This window comes from Oceanobacillus sp. GQ8 (assembly GCF_059758495.1).
On record NZ_JCAXEV010000005.1, the window covers coordinates 343,543 to 362,130 of the forward strand.

Genomic DNA, 18,588 nt, shown 5'->3' on the forward strand with positions numbered 1-18,588 from the left:
ATAGGGGACTGGGAGAAGTTCAGCACTTATATCCCAGTCCTTTTTTTATAGAACCTAGTCTCTTGTATGCATTTCTTTGTTTATTTCATGAAGGATGGAAAGTCCTTCTGGGTTTACATATGGTAACAGCTGCGATAATGCATGCTGAAAGTAATTTAGCTCTTCATTGTTCCATTTTGTTTTACTCATCATTGTAAGTTCTGTAAAGTCTCTTCTTGTTGAATCCATCATCATTTCTCCTCTAAATGTGATTGCTCCCTCATAAGTTATGTAGAAAGTCGCTTTTTATTCGTTAATGGAATTTATATCCAATTAATGATGGAATTGGAACATTTTAGTTCGGATAAGTTATCGTCCTCCTGGTTAAATTAGTAGTGCGGAGGTGATATTGATGGCTAAAAACCCAAACAAAACTACTTCAGGTACTAGCGTTCAGCACGTAAAACAACAAAACCAAAAAGCTTCAAATGGTCAAGGGCAATTCGGAACTGAGTTTGCTTCCGAAACTAACGCTCAAGAAGTAAGAAAACAGAATCAGCAGTCTGCTCAAGGCCAAGGGAAATTTGGTACTGAGTTTGCTTCTGAAACAAACGCTCAGGAAGTAAAAAAACAAAACCAACAATCTCAGCAAAACAAAAAGTAAATATCAACCTCACAACATTTCTAAGAGCTCCCTTTTTAAGGGAGCTCTTTTTAGTGCGTTTAGCTGTTGTGATGGTGGGGGATTGGATGAGAGCGGGAGAGTATTGTCTGCGAGTGAAGGCGCAGCATCAGCCGAGAGCACGCCAACATCGCTAGAGAGCAGAATAACATCGCCGTAGAGCCCGGCAACATCAACCGAGAGCAAAAGAATATCGCCTCAGAGCCCGGGAGCATCAGCCAAGAGCACGCCAACATCGCTAGAGAGCAGAAGAATATCGCCGTAGAGTCCGGCAACATCAGCTGTTAGCAAGAAAACATCGCCTTAGAGCGGGTCAGCATCAGAAGACCAAAAGTACGTAATACTTTATATTTCACATAGTAGCCCTTATAATGAAAAAAGGATTAATAACGGACTATTAGTGAGAGGAAGATGAGATGGTTGCTCCGAGGCCAGGTTCAAAGATGCAAATACAAAGCTATAAGCATAATGGACAACTTCACCGGGTTTGGGAAAACAGCCTTGTACTAAAGGGGACGGAATCAATTGTAATCGGGGCCAACGATAAAACACAGGTAACGGAAAGTGACGGAAGATCATGGGTAACAAGAGAACCAGCTATCTGTTATTTTCATGCAAAGTATTGGTTTAATATCATCGGTATGTTGCGTACAGATGGAATATATTATTACTGCAATATTAGCTCTCCGTTCGTTTTTGATGAAGAAGCACTGAAATACATTGATTACGATCTTGATGTCAAAGTATATCCAGATATGACCTACGACATCCTTGATGAAGATGAATATGATGACCACAGGCTTCAAATGAATTATCCTAGGGTTCTCGATCGTATTCTACACAACAACTTAGATTATTTACTGCGTTGGATTCGTCAAAGGAAAGGGCCGTTTTCTCCAGATTTTGTTGACCAATGGTATGAGAGATATCTAACCTATCGGTGATGAATGTTATCCTTGTTACATTTATGTAGCAAGGCTTTTCCTTTTTTACACGTTTGGAAATAAGCGTAATTTCGAAATGGTAGGTTAAACTTAGTTCAAGGTCTCCGCGTTCTAGGCCTTTCATTTTTAGGAGAAAGGTTTTTAAAATGGCTAATAAATTCAATTATGATATTAAGGAAGATGGAAAATGAGCAGTATCAAGCAGTATATGCAATTTGTAAAACCATACACTTGGAAAATTATTTGGACGGTACTCGTCGGTATTGTGAAATTCGGGATACCTTTGTTAATGCCGCTTATCTTGAAATATGTAATCGATAATATTATTAATGCGGAAGCGATGAGTGCAGCTGAAAAGACATCCCAATTGCTCTGGCTAATGGGGATTTCCTTTGTGATTTTCCTAGTTCTTCGACCACCAATTGAATACATTCGACAATATTTGGCGCAGTGGGTCGGCAACAAAATTCTATATGATATAAGAGATAGGCTGTTTGACCACATACAAAAATTAAGTCTTAGCTTTTATGCGAAGACAAAAACCGGGGAAATTATTTCCCGGGTAATACATGATGTCGAACAAACGAAAACTTTTGTACTTACAGGGCTTATGAATATTTGGCTAGACCTTGTCACCATCCTTATTGCTATCATTATTATGCTGACAATGGATATACCATTAACAATTGTCGCCATTATACTCTTTCCTTTATACGGTTTTTCGATAAAGTATTTTTACGCCAAACTACGACGTTTAACAAGAGATCGTTCGCAGGCGTTGGCAGAAGTACAAGGTCACCTACATGAACGTGTGCAAGGTGTGCCCGTAACACGTAGCTTTGCCTTAGAGGATTATGAACAAGAACAGTTTGAGAGCAGAAATAATAATTTCCTTACAAAAGCCATTGATCATACGAACTGGAATGCAAAGACGTTTGCTGTAACGAATACCATTACAGACTTGGCTCCATTGCTAGTGATTGCCTATGCGGGATATCAGGTGATAAATGGGGATCTTACAATGGGTACCATGGTTGCGTTTGTAGGTTATATGGAAAGAGTCTATAGCCCGTTACGGAGATTGATTAACTCATCTACCGTACTCGTACAGTCAATTGCCTCTATTGATCGCGTGTTTGAATTCTTAAATGAAAAATATGATATAGAGGATAAACCAGATGCGAAAAGCCTCCAACGAGTTGAAGGCGAAGTTTCAATTGAGAATGTTTCGTTTCGGTATGATGAAGATGAAAGTAGAGTGCTACGTAATGTAGATCTTCATGTGAAGCGTGGAGAAACCATTGCGTTTGTTGGCATGAGTGGGGGAGGAAAATCAACCCTGATCAGCCTTATCCCTCGTTTCTATGATGTCTCAAGTGGTTCTATTAAAGTGGATGGATTAGACATTCGCGATGTGAAAGTAAGATCTTTACGAAATAATATTGGGATGGTTTTGCAGGATAATACCTTGTTCAGTGAATCGATTTCGATGAATATACGAATGGGTAAGCCTGAGGCAACAGACGAAGAGGTTGTAGCAGCAGCACAAGCAGCTAATGCACATGAATTTATTCAAGGACTACCTAATGGCTATGACACTCTTGTGGGTGAGCGGGGAGTTAAGCTCTCGGGTGGGCAAAAACAACGAATTGCTATAGCGCGAGTATTTCTAAAGAATCCGCCAATCCTTATTTTTGATGAAGCAACTTCAGCGCTCGACCTAGAAAGCGAGCATACAATCCAAGAAGCGCTTGAGAAGCTGGCATCAGACAGAACAACATTCATAGTGGCGCACAGACTAGCGACCATTACACATGCAGACCGCATTGTCTTAATTGAAAATGGTGAAATAGTCGAAGATGGCCCACACAAAGAACTAATGGCCAAACAAGGCGCATACTACAACCTTTACCAAGTCCAACATCTAGACGATGACATCGAGCAAGAGAGTAAATAAGTAAACCCCCTCATTTTTATGGATGAGGGGGTTTACTATTGGTTAGATAAGCAATCATAGCGGATTATGTTTATGAAAACAGATCATCAATCCTAAAAAATGTTTTTATATTGGAAGCTTAAATTTAACCTTTTAATTTAAACGCCCACACAGCGCAGAAAATACACGGAGACTCCTGCGGGAAAGCGAAGACGGTAAGACCCCACAGCGAGCTTGTTCAGCGAGCGAGGAGGCTTAGCGCAAGCCCGCGGAAAGTGTAGTGCAATTTTGGAGCAGTTGTTAATGTTAGGCTGAGTGAACTGAATTTGAACTCTTACTTATCCTTACTCATTGTTTCAAATGCTTTCCCTACTGCCTCAATGGTTGTTTCGATATCTGCTTCAGTATGTGCAGTAGTTAAGAACCATGCTTCATACTTAGATGGCGCAAGGTTGATCCCTTGCTCAAGCATAAGCTTGAAGAAAGTTGCGAACGCTTCGCCATCACTCGCTTCGGCTTGATCATAATTAGTTATTTTGCCAGTTCCAAAATAAACAGTTAATGCCCCACAAAGACGATTAACACTAATTTCAACACCGTAACGCTGCGCTTGCTCTGTAATACCTTTTTCAAGCAATGCGCCAAGATTATCAAGCTTTTCGTAAGTGCCTTCTTCCTGCAGAACTTCTAGACAAGCAATCCCTGAAGCCATTGATGCAGGATTACCGGCCATTGTACCAGCCTGATATGCAGGGCCTAAAGGAGCTACCTGCTCCATAATGTCAATGCGTCCACCATATGCACCAATTGGTAGACCTCCACCAATGATTTTACCCATTGCTGTCATATCTGGTTCAATCCCATAAACCTGTTGCGCACTTCCATAAGTAAAACGAAATGCAGTAATAACTTCATCATAAATAACGAGGGCTCCTTTACTATGCGTTAAATCATTTACAGCTTGAAGGAAACCTTCATGCGGTTCCACAATACCAAAATTCCCTACAATTGGCTCAACTAAGACAGCGGCAACTTCATCTCCCCATTTATCCAATGCTTCTTCAAAAGCTTTCAGATCATTAAATGGGACAGTGATCACGTCTTCTGCAACAGAACGTGGAATACCTGCAGAATCCGGCGTTCCTAATGTAGCTGGGCCTGACCCTGCTTGTACGAGTACAGCATCGAAATGGCCATGATAACACCCAGCAAATTTGATAACCTTCGTTCTATCTGTATAGGCGCGAGCCACACGGATGGTCGTCATAACAGCTTCAGTACCAGAGTTTACAAAACGTACCTTTTCCAAGGAAGGAATCGCGTCCTTTAACATTTTCGCATACTGGTTTTCCAGTTTGGTTGGTGTACCATATAAAACACCTGTGGTTGCTGCATGAGCAATAGCTTTTGCGATATGAGGGTGGGCATGTCCAGTGATAATTGGTCCATAAGCACCTAGGTAATCAATGTATTTGTTACCGTCCACGTCCCAAAAATAAGCGCCTTGTCCCCGTTCCATATAGACAGGTGCACCGCCGCCTACTGCCTTAAAGGAACGAGAAGGGGAGTTCACTCCACCAACAATATGCGTTAATGCTTCTTCGTGTAATGCTTGAGATTTTGTATTATTCATTGTTGCATTTCCTCCTTTTTGTTTACATAACTTTATTTAGCTTTGTTGTATAAATATTTCGGATGATAATGAAATTGATAAAATGTACTGCGAAATAGAGCGAATAAACAAAAATACTTGGTATGAGCACATTAGAAACCAATATATTTTGTAATGCTTTAAATGCAAATCCGGCGTGTATTGCAGCTACCGTAAAAGGAAGAAAAAATAATAGAGCCACTTGACGGCTTGCTATTTTTCTCATTTCCTTACTCGTTAACCCTATCCGATATAAGGAATAGTAATGCTTTAAATCCTTATCAATATCCTGGTACATTCGAAAATATAGAATAGAACCTGCAGCTAAAAAGAATAAGACACTAATAAATATACCAAAAAAGAACAGATAAGACATACTCTGCCTCATCATAAGGTAAAAATTAGCTTGTGAATCGGTATAGGCAATTTCTGGGTTAACCTGGTTCAATACATTATCCGTTTTTGTAGCATAGTCAAATGGATTAGGAATGTGCATGACGTAATTGTAGCGTATACTACTTGCTTCTGCTTCTTGCTTAAATTGTTCATATTGTTCATCTGAGACAATTAATTGCACATTTGTACCGATTGAGGAGTTTAAAGGGCTTACTTCCCACTCAAGGGATAGATTTGTAGTTGTTTGCCCAATCTTAACTCCTATAACCTCCGGGATGCTTTTCGTATAACTATCAATGAGATCTTGAACAAACAAAAGCCCCTCCCTAGCTTGTGGCTCCGCTGCTGCTTTAACTCCTTTTAGGTCCATCATTTGCTGATAGTCTGAATAGGCATACACCAACACGGGTGTTTGGTTCCAGTTTCTTAAGGTCGACTCGGTTTCTGTACGAATTGCAGTTGCTAGCGTGGACTCATAAGGAATAAATTGTTCCTTAAATTGTGTCTCTACGTTTCTGACCACGCTCTCGACATCTTCCAGTTCAGCATTTTCATTACTTAATAAAGAGACAGCTTGTGGCGTAAAACGTAATGTCTCTGCCTCCACACCCCGCAACAGACCAAATAGTACACCGCTTGAGGTAAAAGCAACAGCACTTAAGATCGTTACTATAAAGAGAATTCGAGCATTTTCCTTCAATTTATAGGATAGGTCGGAAATGGTTAAAAGATTTAAGTTTCGATATAAAAGCGACCTGTTTCTCTTTAGAAGATTGGTGGTCGCAATACTAAGCTGTGTAAACAAAAAATAGGTGCCGGGAATAATGAGTGCTAAGATGGGAAACATTCGCCACATAATCGAAATTAAGTCAGCTGTATAAGCTAGGTAATAAGCATAGACCACTGCTCCTAAAGCAAGGGTGCTGAGGATCCAGGAGAACTTTGGTGTCCGTCTCGATCTTAAAGAACCGCGAAAAACCTCCATTACGGATTTTGTGCGTAGTGTCCATACTACGGCAAGAGTATTAAGTTCAAACATAATAAAAAATAAAAGCACGGTTAGTCCAATTGCTCGCCATGACAGGTGAAACGGTAAAATGTCATTTATACCGAGTATGGCGGAAAAAACCATGAGAAAGAGCTTTGTTAGGAGAGCACCGACCGCTATACCAGCTAGGATGGATGCCAATCCAATGATGGTGTTCTCTAAGATGAGTAGCCTGTTTAGTTGGGATTTTTTAATTCCCAATGTAGTTAAGAGTCCATACTCTTTTTTACGGGATTTAATAAAGGTCCCGGTTGAGTAAAGGACAAACAGAAAAGAAAAGACATAAATCATAACCTCTGATGCAATGATTCCAGATTGGACAACATCATGAAATTCATAATTCCGTATGGCCGGATGAAAAATAACCACTGCATACATGAAGAAAACCGTAACAGCGAACATGCAGCTAAGGAAATAGCTTACATATGCTCTCGTATTTCGTTTTACATTATTAAAAGCGAACTGTCTGAAAGTCATCCGTATTTCCTCCGAGTATGGATTGCACGTTTAAAATATCCTGGAAGAAACGCTGTCGATTATCTCCCTTATGTATTTCATTAAACAGCCTTCCATCTTTAATGAAGATTACCCTACCGCAAAAGCTTGCTGCAAAGGGATCATGTGTCACCATAATGGTTGTCGTTTTCTTTTCTTGATGGAGAAATTGCAGTGCTTCCATTACCTGTCGTGAAGCCTTGGAATCAAGATTTCCTGTAGGTTCGTCTGCATAAATGATGGTCGGATCATGAATGATTGCCCGGGCAATGGCAGCTCGTTGCAGTTGCCCACCAGACACTTCAAAAATACGCTTGTCCACTAGCTCTGCAATTCCAAGTTGTTCTGTCACAAGCTGTAATCTTTGCTTCATTTCTTTTACCTTCCACTTGTTTAAGGTAAGTGGAAGCATAATATTTTCCCCGATGGTTAATGTCTCTAATAGATTATAATCCTGAAAAATAAAGCCTGTTTCTTTCCTGCGAAATGCAGCTAGTTTATTTCGCGATAAATTGGTGACAGTCGTTTGGTCGATCGTCACTGTTCCAGATGTGGGGCTATCTATGGTAGAGAGTAGATTAAGCAAGGTCGTCTTGCCGCTACCGGAAGGCCCCATAATTCCAATAAATTCTCCTTTGGCTACAGCTAGATGGAATTGATGTAGGGCTTCATGCTGCACACCTCTTTGGCTTCCATATACTTTTGTGAGATTAGCAGCGGTTAATATAGGCATATAAATACGCCTCCCTGTCGTTAAGTTAAGTTTTCTTTTAATTGAGGTTAAGCACATTCCCTCTCAAATTCACTGACGAAAGGTGATCGTGACAGTGGTTCCTTGATCTACTTGAGAGGTAACCGAGAGATCATGATCCAATGCATTACAGATTTCTTTAGATAGGTAGAGTCCCATCCCAGTAGATTCCCTATGGTTTCTACCATTTAAGCCAGTAAAGAAAGGGTCAAATACCCGAGAAAGATCTTGTGAGGGAATACCAAGCCCTGTATCACTAACCTTTAGCGCGGTTTTACCAAACGTTGTATCTGAAGTGAAATAAATTTTATCTGATTCTTCCTTCGAATACTTAATAGCATTGGAGAGAATCTGGCTTAGGACAAATCGAAACCACTTTTTATCTGTTGTAATTTCAATAGATTCGTCAATGTTTAGGACCGGGAAGACTTGATTGCGAATAAAGCCCGATTTAAAGTCCTTAATGACTTCCTTTACCATTTCTTTTAGGAAGACGCGCTGAACATGAAAGTCCCGGTCAAATTTCTGTAGCCTTGATTGGTATAGAGCAAGGTCAAGCCCCTGTTGCAAGCGCTCAAGTTCTTCCTGCATACTATGGTGGAAATCCTCCGGTAAATTATATTTTTCCTTCTGCATGGTGAGATGCATCACGGAAACTGGTGTCTTCATTTGATGGACCCATTGCTGGATGAAATGAAACTCCATTTGTTTCTGTTGTTTTAACTGTTCCACCTCATTTGCATACTGGTTTGTCTGCATATCGTGTTGTCTCTTCACAATGGCAAGCAAGTGGTTTGGTGGGTCTGGCATTTCATTAACGGCTTCTTCTTTTGCTAACGTGTTGTAATATGCTCTCAATGCGTAATATCGAAAACCAAGAAATATGAACAGGCAAATAACAGGTAGAATGAGTAAGTAAATTGTAATATCCCAGCTAAGGGTTGTACCCGTAATATACAAATATAGCTGCACAATCCCGATGATGAGCAAGCACTGGGATAAAAAGAAAAGAATGAAGGGCAAGCTGTCTTTCAAGAAGTTTCTCATGTCAATCCGCTCCATGTATTGACCAGCTTATAACCAGCACCTCGAACAGTTTGAATACTATTTGGTATACCGATGTCCTCTAGCTTTTTGCGTAAACGGGTAATGTTTACAGACAGCGTGTTATCATCGACAAACGTTTCATCATCCCATAAAGCCTCCAACAAATTGGAGCGACTAAGCACTTGATTTAACTGCTCCATAAGTGTTTTTAGTAGAATAAATTCATTCTTTGTCAGTAAGACGGTTTGTTCGTTAAACTGAGCTTCCATAGCTGTAAGGTAAAGGTGAAAGCCTGCAATTTCAATGAAATCAGCCTGTTTTGTATTGGCATACTCCCCGTAGCTTCTTCGCATAATACTTTTTATCTTTGCTTGTACCACATCAAAATCAAATGGTTTTGTTATGTAATCATCCCCACCATTTTCAATTGCCATCACTTGGTCCATGCCGGAGTCCCTTGCTGAAAGGAAAATAATGGGGCAATTGGATACATGACGTATTTGTCGGCACCAATAAAAGCCATCAAAGCGTGGTAAATTGATATCCAGCAATACTAAGTGAGGCGAGATCTTCTGGAATTCTTCCATAATCGTATCAAAGGCTTCGACAAGAAAGACCTTATATTCGTACCGTTCTAAGTATTCCTTTAAAAGATTTGCTATTTTTGGATCATCTTCAATAAGGTAAATTCTTTTCATAACGTCCCCGACCTTCTATTTTATTACTTCTATCGTATCTCATCCTCCTGAAAAAATAAATGACAAGCTAATGTAACTGAAAGCATAGAATAAAGTATAGTAATTAATTGTAGAAGGGGATTCTATGGAAACTATTCCATTTGTTCTATTGGCTGGTATTTGTGCTATTATGCTGCAAGGAATCATTGATTTTATACGTGGGAAAAAACTGCAAAGAGGGATGCGGGAAAGTCGTTTTTCAACAGAGTTATTTTATGGACTTATTATAATTTATCTCATGGTAATGATCGGCTTTGGACTGATTTACTTTATGCTTTCCTTTGAAGTGATTATTTTAGTGGAGAGCGGGGTGCCACGTGAGGTGGGGCCAACTGGATCGTTTATTCATTCCATGTACTTTAGTGGGGTAACATTGCTCACAATCGGCTACGGAGATATCACACCTGTGGGCGTGGGAAGGTTCATTGCAGTAATTGAAGCATTGATTGGTTATATTTTACCAGCAGCCTTTGTGCTCCGGCTTGTTCAATATGGGCAGCGAAGCAGGGGAGAATGATCCAGCGTTTAGGATGTGCTATAGTGGTACCAGTACATATAGGAGGGATTTTGATGACGGTAGAACTAGGAAAAGAAGTAACAGACTTTACGCTGCATAATCAGAATGGGGAAGAGGTTCGTTTGTCTGATTACAGAGGAAAGCATGTTGTATTATATTTTTATCCGAAAGACATGACCCCAGGTTGCACTACAGAAGCTTGCGATTTTCGGGATGCACATAAAAGCTTTGAAGAATTGGATGCAGTGATCATCGGTGTGAGTCCAGATCCGGTAGACTCTCATCAGAAGTTTATCAATAAGCATGAGTTACCATTCTTGTTATTAGCGGATGAGGAACACAGGGTGGCAGAGCAGTTTGATGTGTGGAAGCTGAAAAAGAACTTCGGAAAAGAGTATTATGGGGTAGAGCGCTCTACCTTTATTGTTGATAAAGAAGGCAAATTGATCAAGGAATATCGCAAGGTCCGAGTTGATGGACATGTGGAAGATGCTCTGGAATACTTGAGAGAGAATAAGTAAGAAAGCTCATTCTCTTAGTGAGAATTTAGTGAAAAGTTCCTTCGTTGCGCTAGGAAAATACTTCGTTGAATATGGAGTTTCTACTTAACTTAATTATGGAATAGTCACGCTAACGCTAAGCGACTTAATAGTCGTTTGGCGTTTTTTTTATTATGCTTCTACAAAATTACGAAATCCCTATCTATTTCGATGACAGCACTTATAGTTCTATACAATCCAATTTCTGAATAGATTTGAAACAAGCTTTGTTATTAAATCTATTGAAATTAGGGGTGGGAGTATGGAGCTTCAGCGGTATGAAAGTAGGGTCAGTAAGCCAAGTGCGGAGAAAAAGCGGGTGTACCTTCTAGTTAAACGTTTACTGGATATAATAGGGAGCTTCCTGCTGTTAATTCTATTTACCCCTCTTATACTGATAGTAGCAAGAATCATTTACAAACAAGAAGGTGGCCCAGTTTTAGCCAAGTCATGGCGGGTAGGCGTTCATGAACGACCATTTATTCTCTATGAATTCCGTACTTTTTCTACTCCTTCGCGGGTTATTTCCGCCTTCCCGAGACCTGCTACTGTTTCGAGAGCACACTATAGACAGCAACAGATGATAAGAGAAAGACAGCAGCAAGTACTGACACCAATTGGAAAAAAACTGAGGAAGTATAAGCTTCATAAGCTGCCACAGTTATGGAATGTATTTAAAGGAGATATGAGTTTTGTTGGTCCAATCGCCGTAGATCGAGAAACAGTCGTAACCTACAATCAGTACGAGTACCGGCGCATGGCCATGAAGCCAGGGATTACGGGATTCACGAGGGTGTATACTCCCGGCCTTCGAAAAGATTTGAAGATTGAACAAGATCTCTATTATATGAAATATCGGACATTAAAGATGGACATGATCATACTATTCCGTGCTATCCGGCGTCTTTTTAAAAAATAAAACCTCTAAATAGTGTTCAATGAACCAAAAAAGTTTTACTATAAATGTAAGAACATATACGGGGGAAAATACATGATTTTATTTTCAAGTAAGGTGGAAAACAAGCTACAAGAAAAGTTAATAAAAGCAAACCCAACACAGCCATTTATCTTTTGTGCGAATATGGATGAAGCGAGAGAGGCTCTTCCAAAAGCAGAAATCCTTGTAACATACGGAGAGGACCTTACAGAAGAACTAATTAATGAAGCAACATCATTGAAATGGATTATGGTGATTTCGGCAGGAATGGAAAAGATGCCGTTAGAGGCAATCAAGCAACGGGCGATACTCGTCACAAATGCACGTGGGATTCACCGGATTCCCATGGCGGAGTATGCTATTTCGATGATTTTACAAGTATACAGACAAACGAAGAAGCTTATTGACCATGAAAAGAGTCATCAATGGGCGAAGCATCTACAAATGGAAGAACTTCATGGAAAAACCATGGTCATACTCGGAGCTGGAGCAATAGGACAAGAAGTAGCAAAACTGGCCAAGGCGTTCCAAGTAAAAACAATCGGGGTATCAAGAAGCGGTACTTCGATTGATTTCTTTGATGAAGTACATCAAATGGAGGCTTTGCCATCACTTCTTCCCAAGGCAGATATTTTTATCTCTATTTTGCCAAGTACGAAGGAAACCCGCGGTATACTCCATTACGGTCACCTGGAGGCATTGCCTAATCATGCTTTGTTCCTGAATATGGGGAGAGGGGATGTCATTGCATCAGCTGATATTATTCGTGGAGTAGAGCAAGGGCAAATCGCTCATGCTGGACTAGATGTATTTGAACAGGAGCCATTACTAGCAGACGATCCATTATGGGATAACGAATTCATTACCTTAACCCCACATATATCTGCAAGCTCCAGACACTATGAAGCACGGGCATTGGAAATTTTCCAAGAAAACCTTCTTATTTATAATAATGAGAAGAAAAATTATGTGAATGAAATAGACGTAACCAGGGGGTATTAAGCATGCGTATTTATACACGATCAGGTGATAAGGGGCAAACTTCTTTAATTTACGGAAAGCGGGTAGCGAAAAACGATTTACGGGTGGAAGCTTATGGTACCTGTGATGAGACAAATTCTATGATTGGCCTTGGGGTGAGCTTTCTGGACGAAGAAGCGTTTGAAGGGAAAGATATTTTCCTTAAAAGAATGCAACGCGTCCAAACGATCCTATTTCATGTAGGGGCAGAATTAGCGACACCACAGGATAAAGAAGTGACCTGGAAGCTTAAACAGGAACATATTGAGGAATTGGAAAAGGAAATTGATGAATGGGACGCAACACTTGAGCCATTAAAAAACTTTATTCTTCCGTCTGGCCATCGTGCTGCCAGTGCCTTGCATGCAGCTCGAACTGTGGCACGCCGAGCAGAAAGAACAGCAATTGGGGTGGAAGAAGTAAACCCGCTTGTCGTATCCTATTTAAATCGCCTATCCGATTATCTTTTTGTAGCTGCACGCTATGTAAATAAGCAGCTAGGTCGAACAGAATCTCACTTAAGAGCAGATGTATAATTCTCTCTTTTTTGCCTGGAATAAATGGTAAATTCATTGTTTTTTGATTATGTTTAAGGCTCCGCTGGTACTCTATGCTTTTCTTATTTGTACAAGAACTCATAATTATTAGCATGTCTTCATATACTTTTATTGACAGAATCAGTTATGAGAGCGTACACTATTTATAAAGATTATAAACTAATAATGTACTTATAATTGTATAGAATATAAAAGAGAGGTGGATGACGGTGTCTGAGAAACAATTAAAAAAGGCAATTGATACATTAAAGGAGTCAGGCGTCCGGATCACACCACAACGACATGCGGTTTTGGAATATCTTCTAAATGCAATGGTTCACCCTACAGCTGATGATATATATAAAGCACTCGAAGGGAAATTTCCTAATATGAGTGTGGCGACTGTTTATAACAATCTTCGGGTGTTGCGTGAAATTGGCCTTGTCAGGGAGCTAACCTACGGCGATTCCTCAAGCCGATTTGACTGTAATACCACGGAACATTATCACATCATCTGCGATTCTTGCGGCAAAATAGTGGATTTCCATTATCCTTCGCTGGATGAAGTGGAAGCATTAGCTGAACAGGTAACCGGCTTTGATGTTAGTCATCACCGCTTGGAAGTTTATGGTAAGTGCGAGGACTGTCAGGAAGTTGCTACACAAAAACATTGATCTATAAAAGCTGCAATTTCTATTTTAGAAGTAAATTAACCAAATTATTTGAACGACTATAGAACACTTTCGAATGGTACAGATAAATGAGGTACTAATCGGGGGTGTTTTTGTATAGGCAAATAGATGAGTCAGATAGCATTAGGTTTATAGTTAAAAAGAATAAGTTACTTTCCTCCAGTACATTATGGAGAGAAAGTAGCTTATTTGTAGGTGTAGTTCTTCTTTATCCCGGTGCAACCGTCCATAAGACTCCCACTTCCAAACATGAAGTGAAACCGTTAGTTTTTAGTGGGAGGAAACGGACGCTAACACCCCGATTCGTTCAACTAACAATCAGTGGGAGAAGAACGAACCCCCCACTGATTGCAGTTTCACTTTATAACCCGGTGATTTCTATAGGTATCCATTCCCGGACACTATTTATCATCCAAAAACCGGAGCATTGTTGCATTTCATGTTTATCGATGACCCGTTCATGTATGATGCCTCTGTTAAGTAGATCTTCTCTATATGTACCAGGTAGAAGCCCACATTTTACAGGTGGTGTGTAGAACTTACCATCCATTTCTACGACAATGTTTCCAGTGGTACATTCGGTGATTTCGTTTGCTTGATTCCATAAGAGGAGGTCGTTTGCTGTTTCTCCAGCGTATTGGAACAATGCTTGATAAACAGATCGGTTCGTTGTTTTGTGATATAGGAATAGATTGTCCTTATCTACAGGGACGGCGGCCAATTCAATTCTGACAGGAAGAGTTGACTCTTTTAATGGCTGGGATTCTAACTGGATACTTCCGTCTTTACTCACTAGTAGGCGAATTTTCCATTTTGTTTCTTCGGTTAGTTGTCGTTGCAAATTCGTTAGTTTTTTTCTAATTTCAATTAGGTCTACTTGAAAGTTAAAGTAGTCCGCTGATTTTTTTAGCCGTTTCAAATGGTTTTCGAGTACAAGAAATTTTCCATCGGTATATCCAATGCTCTCCAATAATTGAAAGTGATTGTGTTCTGAACGTAAAATTTTCGATTTTGTGAGAACCTCGTCATACTCCTCCTCAGATTCAGAGTCCCACGTAATCCCGCCACCAACACCGTACATAGCGTTACCTTTTTCATTATCTAGGATCACAGTACGTATTGGTACATTAAAAATAGCTTCCATGTCTGGTGTGATGTACCCAATAGCACCACAATAAACATTTCGTGGCTGTTCCTCGAGCTCTGTAATGATTTGCATCGTACTTCCTTTTGGTGCTCCTGTAATGGAACCACAAGGGAACAATGCTTTAAACACATCTTGTAACTCGATTGTTTCTTCCAGTTCTGCAGTTACAGTGGAGGTCATTTGGTGGACGGTTGGATATGATTCGATGGAAAAAAGCTTTGGTACCTTAACGGTGCCTGGTTTTGCTATTCTCCCAAGGTCGTTTCGTAGTAAGTCCACAATCATCACGTTCTCTGCCCTGTTTTTGGCTGAATGATAAAGCCAATCCTTTTGTTGGATATCCAGCGGTAATGTATTTCCTCTCGACGCAGTACCTTTCATCGGCTTCGTGAAGATAGTCTTGTCCTTTAGATGAAAAAACAATTCGGGTGAAGCAGATATCATCGTATGTTTGCCATCGTTAATATACGCACTATAGTTGGAAGTCTGTGCCTCAGCTAGTTGTTTATAGTACGCGATACTGTCCCCCGTAAATTGACTGAGCATACGAATGGTATAGTTCACTTGATAAGTAATTCCTTTTCGGATTGCTTCCTTAATACGAGTGATGTTTTCAACGTACACTTCTTTTCCTGTAAGAGGGGCCCACTCTGCTGTTTCATAGGTTCCTGTGACCGTAAAGCTTTCTTTACTAGGATGATCAAATATCCCAAACCAAACGAGTGGTTGATTAATGTTCGGATTTACTTTATATGTAGGATCAAAAGCGGGTGCGGCTTCATAGGAAATATACCCCGCAGCATAGGAACCATTATTGACCGCTTGTTGCACCCTTTTTAAGCAAGGAAGAACCTCTTCAATGGAAGAAGCGCTGATTATGTCGGTTGGATTGGTGAAATGCTTGGGCGATTTTACTCCTTCACCATTAAGAAAATCAAAGTATAACTGGGGCCTCACAACGCTTCACTCCCTTATTCTTTATAAAGTTATCTAACATCTTGAGTCCTTGTTCGGTGAGAATGGCTTCTGGATGTGCCTGGATTCCCTCCAATGGATACTGCTTATGACGAAGTCCCATGATTTCCCCTTTGTTTGTTTGTGCCGTTATTTCCAGGCAGTCAGCTAAGGTCTCTTTTTCCACGATTAAAGAATGGTAACGAGTTACCTGCAAGGGAGAAGGGAGTAGATTGAAAATACCCTTACCATCATGTGTAATGGTAGAAACTTTTCCATGCATTGGTTGCTCGGCGGGAATGACATTACTCCCAAATGCTCTAGCAAGAGCTTGATGGCCAAGGCAGATGCCTAGTATTGGAATATCTTCATAGAAATGTTTGATTACGTCTAAACAGATCCCTGCTTTGTCTGGATGGCCTGGGCCAGGAGAAAGAACAATACATTCAGGGGATAGCTGGTGAATTTCATCTATTTCAATGACATCATTTCGTTTTACCAGAACAGTATAGTTTAGTTGTTTCATATATTGTACGAGGTTATATGTAAAGGAATCATAGTTGTCAATAAGGAGTATCATTTGTTTTTACACCTCTTTATCCTGTTGAAATTTAGTTGAGTTTATTATACCAGAAATGCTCTGTGCGGCTGGAGTAATTATAATGGAGGAGAGGAACGTAGAGGATAGCTTGTCTCATAAAATAGCCAAGCAAACAAAAAGCCGCCATAATGGCGGCATCTCAACTACTTATTCTTTTTAGCTTCTTTTTGGTAACGGCGTGTATTATATTTTTCATCAAATTCTTTTCCTTCAAGGTTCTTGTCCAGTGTTAGAGGTTGTTTACAATGCATGCAAGCATCTACTCGTCCAAGCATTTTCGTTGGCTTTTCGCAATTTGGGCACACAATGGGCACAGCTTTGAGCGATAAGGTACCAATCCATACATATACCGCACAACTTAAAACAACCATCAAAACACCGAGAAGGAAAAAGATAAGCATTAACCATTCAATGTTTTTGGTTAATATTCCACCATACATTAAAAGAATACCGGCAAATACTAGAATGAGCGCAAAGGATCTTATCTTATTTATTTTACTAGAGTAAACTAATTGAGCCACGCTTGTTCCTCCTTCATACTTTCATAGGTAGTATAGCATATTTCACGTATTTTTTATTTCATAAAAAGGAATTTATCTATATGTAACGAATTGTACTATAATGTATTTTTAAATAATATTAACTTCTTATCCTTATATAGAAAAGTATTAAAGACATTGTTTAATTGGAGGAAAAGGTATGGAGCGATTTTTAAGACCTATTTATCAGGAACACGCGAGTGATGCAAATACATTGGGAATTATTCTGATGGAAAGAACGAAGTCTAATAGTCCAGTGACCGAAGACTTTGATGGGATTCTACTTATTATAGTGCAAAACGCGGAACAACAATGGCAAGCAAAGCATTATGAATTCGAGGATGAAAGATCTGCAGCGGTGCATATTGTAACAGAGTCAGTATTAATGGAATGGATTGATACAAGTGGATATCGTAGGGCAGTTGAATGGGTGATTTATGGTAGAGTAATTTTTGATCGTAATGAGTATGTTTATAACTTAAAGAACCAGTTGCGGGATTTTCCAAGTAAAAAGCGCGATCTGAGAAAAGCGATAGAGTTTGGGAAACTGGTAAAGAGCTATAGCGAAGCGAAAGACTTGTATGAGACAAAGGAATATAAGGATGCCAACAGTAAGATTCTTTATTCCCTTCATTATTTAGCGAGATTAGCTGTGATCGAAAAAGGTTATTATCCAGAGGTAACGGTTTGGAGCCAGGTGAAACAAATTGACCTGGAAGTATATAAGTTATATGAAGAGTTTATTGAAAGTCGTGAAGAAATAAAGAAAAGAATCCAGTTAATGTTACTTGCCATGGACTTCATTATTAGCAACAGGGCAAAGACATCTGTTAAGCATTTATTAGAGATTATGGGGACAAAGGAAGAGCCTTGGTCATATGTCCAACTAAAAACGTTGCCGGAGACTTCTCCTTATTCTCTTGATCTAACAGCTGTTATTTCTTTTATGGTGGAAAAAGGATTACTCGTTACAGTAAAGGAACAGACCAAAGGGATTGGCGTTTATCACAGAAAGTATGTCGTTAAGAAGTAAGGAACCATCTAAAGCTTTCCTGCATAGTATTGTAATGGCCCACGATATATCGCAGCCTAGGAAATGCTGTTAATACGGTGCAGGTAGCTTTATACAATTTTAATAGGAAATTTAAAATTTACGTTGACTTTATATTTCATCCATGGTAAATTTAAATCCGTCGCAAAAATCATGTTGATTTAACGACAACTTTCACACAAATAATTGTTGACAACATAATTGATTGTGTGATATATTAATCAAGTCGCCAAATTCGACGGCAATCAACAGCTTTTATCAGTTAAATATAAATTGAAAAAAGTTATTGACAAAGCATTACGAAGATGGTAAGATATAAAAGTCGCTGAAAAAACGACACAAACAAATTGCTCTTTGAAAACTGAACAGAACAACTAGTATGTCAAGGA

19 protein-coding genes are annotated in these 18,588 nt (G+C 39.6%); 10 read left to right on the forward strand and 9 right to left on the reverse strand.

Annotated features, from left to right (window positions below):
* Positions 1-54: 54 nt before the first annotated feature.
* Positions 55-228: a mother cell protein YfhS gene (yfhS, locus tag AC6CHS_RS16995; protein ID WP_182858846.1), complete on the reverse strand. Its 174-nt coding sequence runs from the start codon at positions 226-228 to the stop codon at positions 55-57.
* A gap of 163 nt (positions 229-391) precedes the next feature.
* Here yfhS and AC6CHS_RS17000 point away from each other — a divergent pair, with 163 nt between their 5' ends.
* The 3 genes from AC6CHS_RS17000 (at position 392) to AC6CHS_RS17010 (ending at position 3,562) form a co-directional block, all read left to right on the forward strand.
* Positions 392-643 carry a gamma-type small acid-soluble spore protein gene (locus AC6CHS_RS17000; protein ID WP_498237925.1) on the forward strand — a complete coding sequence of 84 codons (252 nt, stop codon included), beginning with the start codon at positions 392-394 and terminating at the stop codon, positions 641-643.
* 434 nt (positions 644-1,077) lie between these two features.
* A complete protein-coding gene (gene ntdP, locus AC6CHS_RS17005) occupies positions 1,078-1,605 on the forward strand; it encodes a nucleoside tri-diphosphate phosphatase (RefSeq protein ID WP_036577463.1) in 528 nt (175 codons plus the stop codon).
* Positions 1,606-1,792: 187 nt separating this feature from the next.
* Entirely contained in the window at positions 1,793-3,562 is a 1,770-nt protein-coding gene (locus AC6CHS_RS17010; protein ID WP_498237926.1) for an ABC transporter ATP-binding protein, read from the forward strand.
* 313 nt (positions 3,563-3,875) lie between these two features.
* Here the strand turns inward: AC6CHS_RS17010 and AC6CHS_RS17015 are convergent, their stop codons facing one another.
* The 5 genes from AC6CHS_RS17015 to AC6CHS_RS17035 all read right to left on the reverse strand — a co-directional run bounded on the left by AC6CHS_RS17015 (position 3,876) and on the right by AC6CHS_RS17035 (position 9,627).
* A complete protein-coding gene (locus AC6CHS_RS17015; RefSeq protein ID WP_498237927.1) occupies positions 3,876-5,174 on the reverse strand; it encodes a glutamate-1-semialdehyde 2,1-aminomutase in 1,299 nt (432 codons plus the stop codon).
* Positions 5,175-5,196: 22 nt separating this feature from the next.
* Positions 5,197-7,113: an FtsX-like permease family protein gene (locus AC6CHS_RS17020; RefSeq protein WP_498237928.1), complete on the reverse strand. Its 1,917-nt coding sequence runs from the start codon at positions 7,111-7,113 to the stop codon at positions 5,197-5,199.
* Entirely contained in the window at positions 7,088-7,864 is a 777-nt protein-coding gene (locus AC6CHS_RS17025; RefSeq protein ID WP_498237929.1) for an ABC transporter ATP-binding protein, read from the reverse strand. The genes AC6CHS_RS17020 and AC6CHS_RS17025 overlap by 26 nt, the downstream gene beginning before the upstream one ends.
* A gap of 69 nt (positions 7,865-7,933) precedes the next feature.
* The gene (locus tag AC6CHS_RS17030; RefSeq protein ID WP_498237930.1) at positions 7,934-8,944 is read right to left on the reverse strand and encodes a sensor histidine kinase; all 1,011 of its coding nucleotides are present in this window, start codon (positions 8,942-8,944) and stop codon (positions 7,934-7,936) included.
* Positions 8,926-9,627: a response regulator transcription factor gene (locus AC6CHS_RS17035; RefSeq protein WP_498237931.1), complete on the reverse strand. Its 702-nt coding sequence runs from the start codon at positions 9,625-9,627 to the stop codon at positions 8,926-8,928. The genes AC6CHS_RS17030 and AC6CHS_RS17035 overlap by 19 nt, the downstream gene beginning before the upstream one ends.
* A gap of 124 nt (positions 9,628-9,751) precedes the next feature.
* Between AC6CHS_RS17035 and AC6CHS_RS17040 the strand changes: the two genes are divergently transcribed.
* The 6 genes from AC6CHS_RS17040 to perR all read left to right on the forward strand — a co-directional run bounded on the left by AC6CHS_RS17040 (position 9,752) and on the right by perR (position 13,889).
* Positions 9,752-10,183 (forward strand): potassium channel family protein, encoded by a 432-nt coding sequence (locus AC6CHS_RS17040; RefSeq protein WP_498237932.1) that lies wholly within the window; start codon positions 9,752-9,754, stop codon positions 10,181-10,183.
* Between the two features lie 53 nt (positions 10,184-10,236).
* Positions 10,237-10,704 carry a thioredoxin-dependent thiol peroxidase gene (gene bcp, locus AC6CHS_RS17045; RefSeq protein ID WP_498237933.1) on the forward strand — a complete coding sequence of 156 codons (468 nt, stop codon included), beginning with the start codon at positions 10,237-10,239 and terminating at the stop codon, positions 10,702-10,704.
* A gap of 280 nt (positions 10,705-10,984) precedes the next feature.
* A complete protein-coding gene (locus AC6CHS_RS17050; protein ID WP_498237934.1) occupies positions 10,985-11,641 on the forward strand; it encodes a sugar transferase in 657 nt (218 codons plus the stop codon).
* 72 nt (positions 11,642-11,713) lie between these two features.
* Complete coding sequence (locus AC6CHS_RS17055; RefSeq protein WP_498237935.1) at positions 11,714-12,661, forward strand: D-2-hydroxyacid dehydrogenase; 948 nt, start codon at positions 11,714-11,716, stop codon at positions 12,659-12,661.
* A 2-nt stretch (positions 12,662-12,663) separates the two neighbouring features.
* Positions 12,664-13,215 (forward strand): cob(I)yrinic acid a,c-diamide adenosyltransferase, encoded by a 552-nt coding sequence (locus tag AC6CHS_RS17060; RefSeq protein ID WP_036577474.1) that lies wholly within the window; start codon positions 12,664-12,666, stop codon positions 13,213-13,215.
* A gap of 224 nt (positions 13,216-13,439) precedes the next feature.
* Positions 13,440-13,889: a peroxide-responsive transcriptional repressor PerR gene (perR, locus tag AC6CHS_RS17065; RefSeq protein WP_058949674.1), complete on the forward strand. Its 450-nt coding sequence runs from the start codon at positions 13,440-13,442 to the stop codon at positions 13,887-13,889.
* Between the two features lie 379 nt (positions 13,890-14,268).
* Here the strand turns inward: perR and pabB are convergent, their stop codons facing one another.
* The 3 genes from pabB to AC6CHS_RS17080 all read right to left on the reverse strand — a co-directional run bounded on the left by pabB (position 14,269) and on the right by AC6CHS_RS17080 (position 17,130).
* Positions 14,269-16,011: an aminodeoxychorismate synthase component I gene (gene pabB, locus AC6CHS_RS17070; RefSeq protein WP_498237936.1), complete on the reverse strand. Its 1,743-nt coding sequence runs from the start codon at positions 16,009-16,011 to the stop codon at positions 14,269-14,271.
* Positions 15,989-16,588 carry an anthranilate synthase component II gene (locus AC6CHS_RS17075; RefSeq protein ID WP_498237937.1) on the reverse strand — a complete coding sequence of 200 codons (600 nt, stop codon included), beginning with the start codon at positions 16,586-16,588 and terminating at the stop codon, positions 15,989-15,991. The genes pabB and AC6CHS_RS17075 overlap by 23 nt, the downstream gene beginning before the upstream one ends.
* A gap of 164 nt (positions 16,589-16,752) precedes the next feature.
* A complete protein-coding gene (locus tag AC6CHS_RS17080) occupies positions 16,753-17,130 on the reverse strand; it encodes a YgzB family protein (RefSeq protein WP_498237938.1) in 378 nt (125 codons plus the stop codon).
* Between the two features lie 178 nt (positions 17,131-17,308).
* Between AC6CHS_RS17080 and AC6CHS_RS17085 the strand changes: the two genes are divergently transcribed.
* Positions 17,309-18,181 carry a nucleotidyltransferase-like protein gene (locus AC6CHS_RS17085; protein ID WP_498237939.1) on the forward strand — a complete coding sequence of 291 codons (873 nt, stop codon included), beginning with the start codon at positions 17,309-17,311 and terminating at the stop codon, positions 18,179-18,181.
* The last annotated feature ends 407 nt before the right edge of the window (positions 18,182-18,588 follow it).

Excerpts from the sequence above, each read along its gene's own strand:
- yfhS (WP_182858846.1), bottom strand. The coding sequence starts at position 228 with ATGGATTCAACAAGAAGAGACTTTACAGAACTTACAATGATGAGTAAA.
- AC6CHS_RS17000 (WP_498237925.1), top strand. The coding sequence starts at position 392 with ATGGCTAAAAACCCAAACAAAACTACTTCAGGTACTAGCGTTCAGCAC.
- ntdP (WP_036577463.1), top strand. The coding sequence starts at position 1,078 with ATGGTTGCTCCGAGGCCAGGTTCAAAGATGCAAATACAAAGCTATAAG.
- AC6CHS_RS17010 (WP_498237926.1), top strand. The coding sequence starts at position 1,793 with ATGAGCAGTATCAAGCAGTATATGCAATTTGTAAAACCATACACTTGG.
- AC6CHS_RS17015 (WP_498237927.1), bottom strand. The coding sequence starts at position 5,174 with ATGAATAATACAAAATCTCAAGCATTACACGAAGAAGCATTAACGCAT.
- AC6CHS_RS17020 (WP_498237928.1), bottom strand. The coding sequence starts at position 7,113 with ATGACTTTCAGACAGTTCGCTTTTAATAATGTAAAACGAAATACGAGA.
- AC6CHS_RS17025 (WP_498237929.1), bottom strand. The coding sequence starts at position 7,864 with ATGCCTATATTAACCGCTGCTAATCTCACAAAAGTATATGGAAGCCAA.
- AC6CHS_RS17030 (WP_498237930.1), bottom strand. The coding sequence starts at position 8,944 with ATGGAGCGGATTGACATGAGAAACTTCTTGAAAGACAGCTTGCCCTTC.
- AC6CHS_RS17035 (WP_498237931.1), bottom strand. The coding sequence starts at position 9,627 with ATGAAAAGAATTTACCTTATTGAAGATGATCCAAAAATAGCAAATCTT.
- AC6CHS_RS17040 (WP_498237932.1), top strand. The coding sequence starts at position 9,752 with ATGGAAACTATTCCATTTGTTCTATTGGCTGGTATTTGTGCTATTATG.
- bcp (WP_498237933.1), top strand. The coding sequence starts at position 10,237 with ATGACGGTAGAACTAGGAAAAGAAGTAACAGACTTTACGCTGCATAAT.
- AC6CHS_RS17050 (WP_498237934.1), top strand. The coding sequence starts at position 10,985 with ATGGAGCTTCAGCGGTATGAAAGTAGGGTCAGTAAGCCAAGTGCGGAG.
- AC6CHS_RS17055 (WP_498237935.1), top strand. The coding sequence starts at position 11,714 with ATGATTTTATTTTCAAGTAAGGTGGAAAACAAGCTACAAGAAAAGTTA.
- AC6CHS_RS17060 (WP_036577474.1), top strand. The coding sequence starts at position 12,664 with ATGCGTATTTATACACGATCAGGTGATAAGGGGCAAACTTCTTTAATT.
- perR (WP_058949674.1), top strand. The coding sequence starts at position 13,440 with ATGACGGTGTCTGAGAAACAATTAAAAAAGGCAATTGATACATTAAAG.
- AC6CHS_RS17075 (WP_498237937.1), bottom strand. The coding sequence starts at position 16,588 with ATGATACTCCTTATTGACAACTATGATTCCTTTACATATAACCTCGTA.
- AC6CHS_RS17085 (WP_498237939.1), top strand. The coding sequence starts at position 17,309 with ATGGAGCGATTTTTAAGACCTATTTATCAGGAACACGCGAGTGATGCA.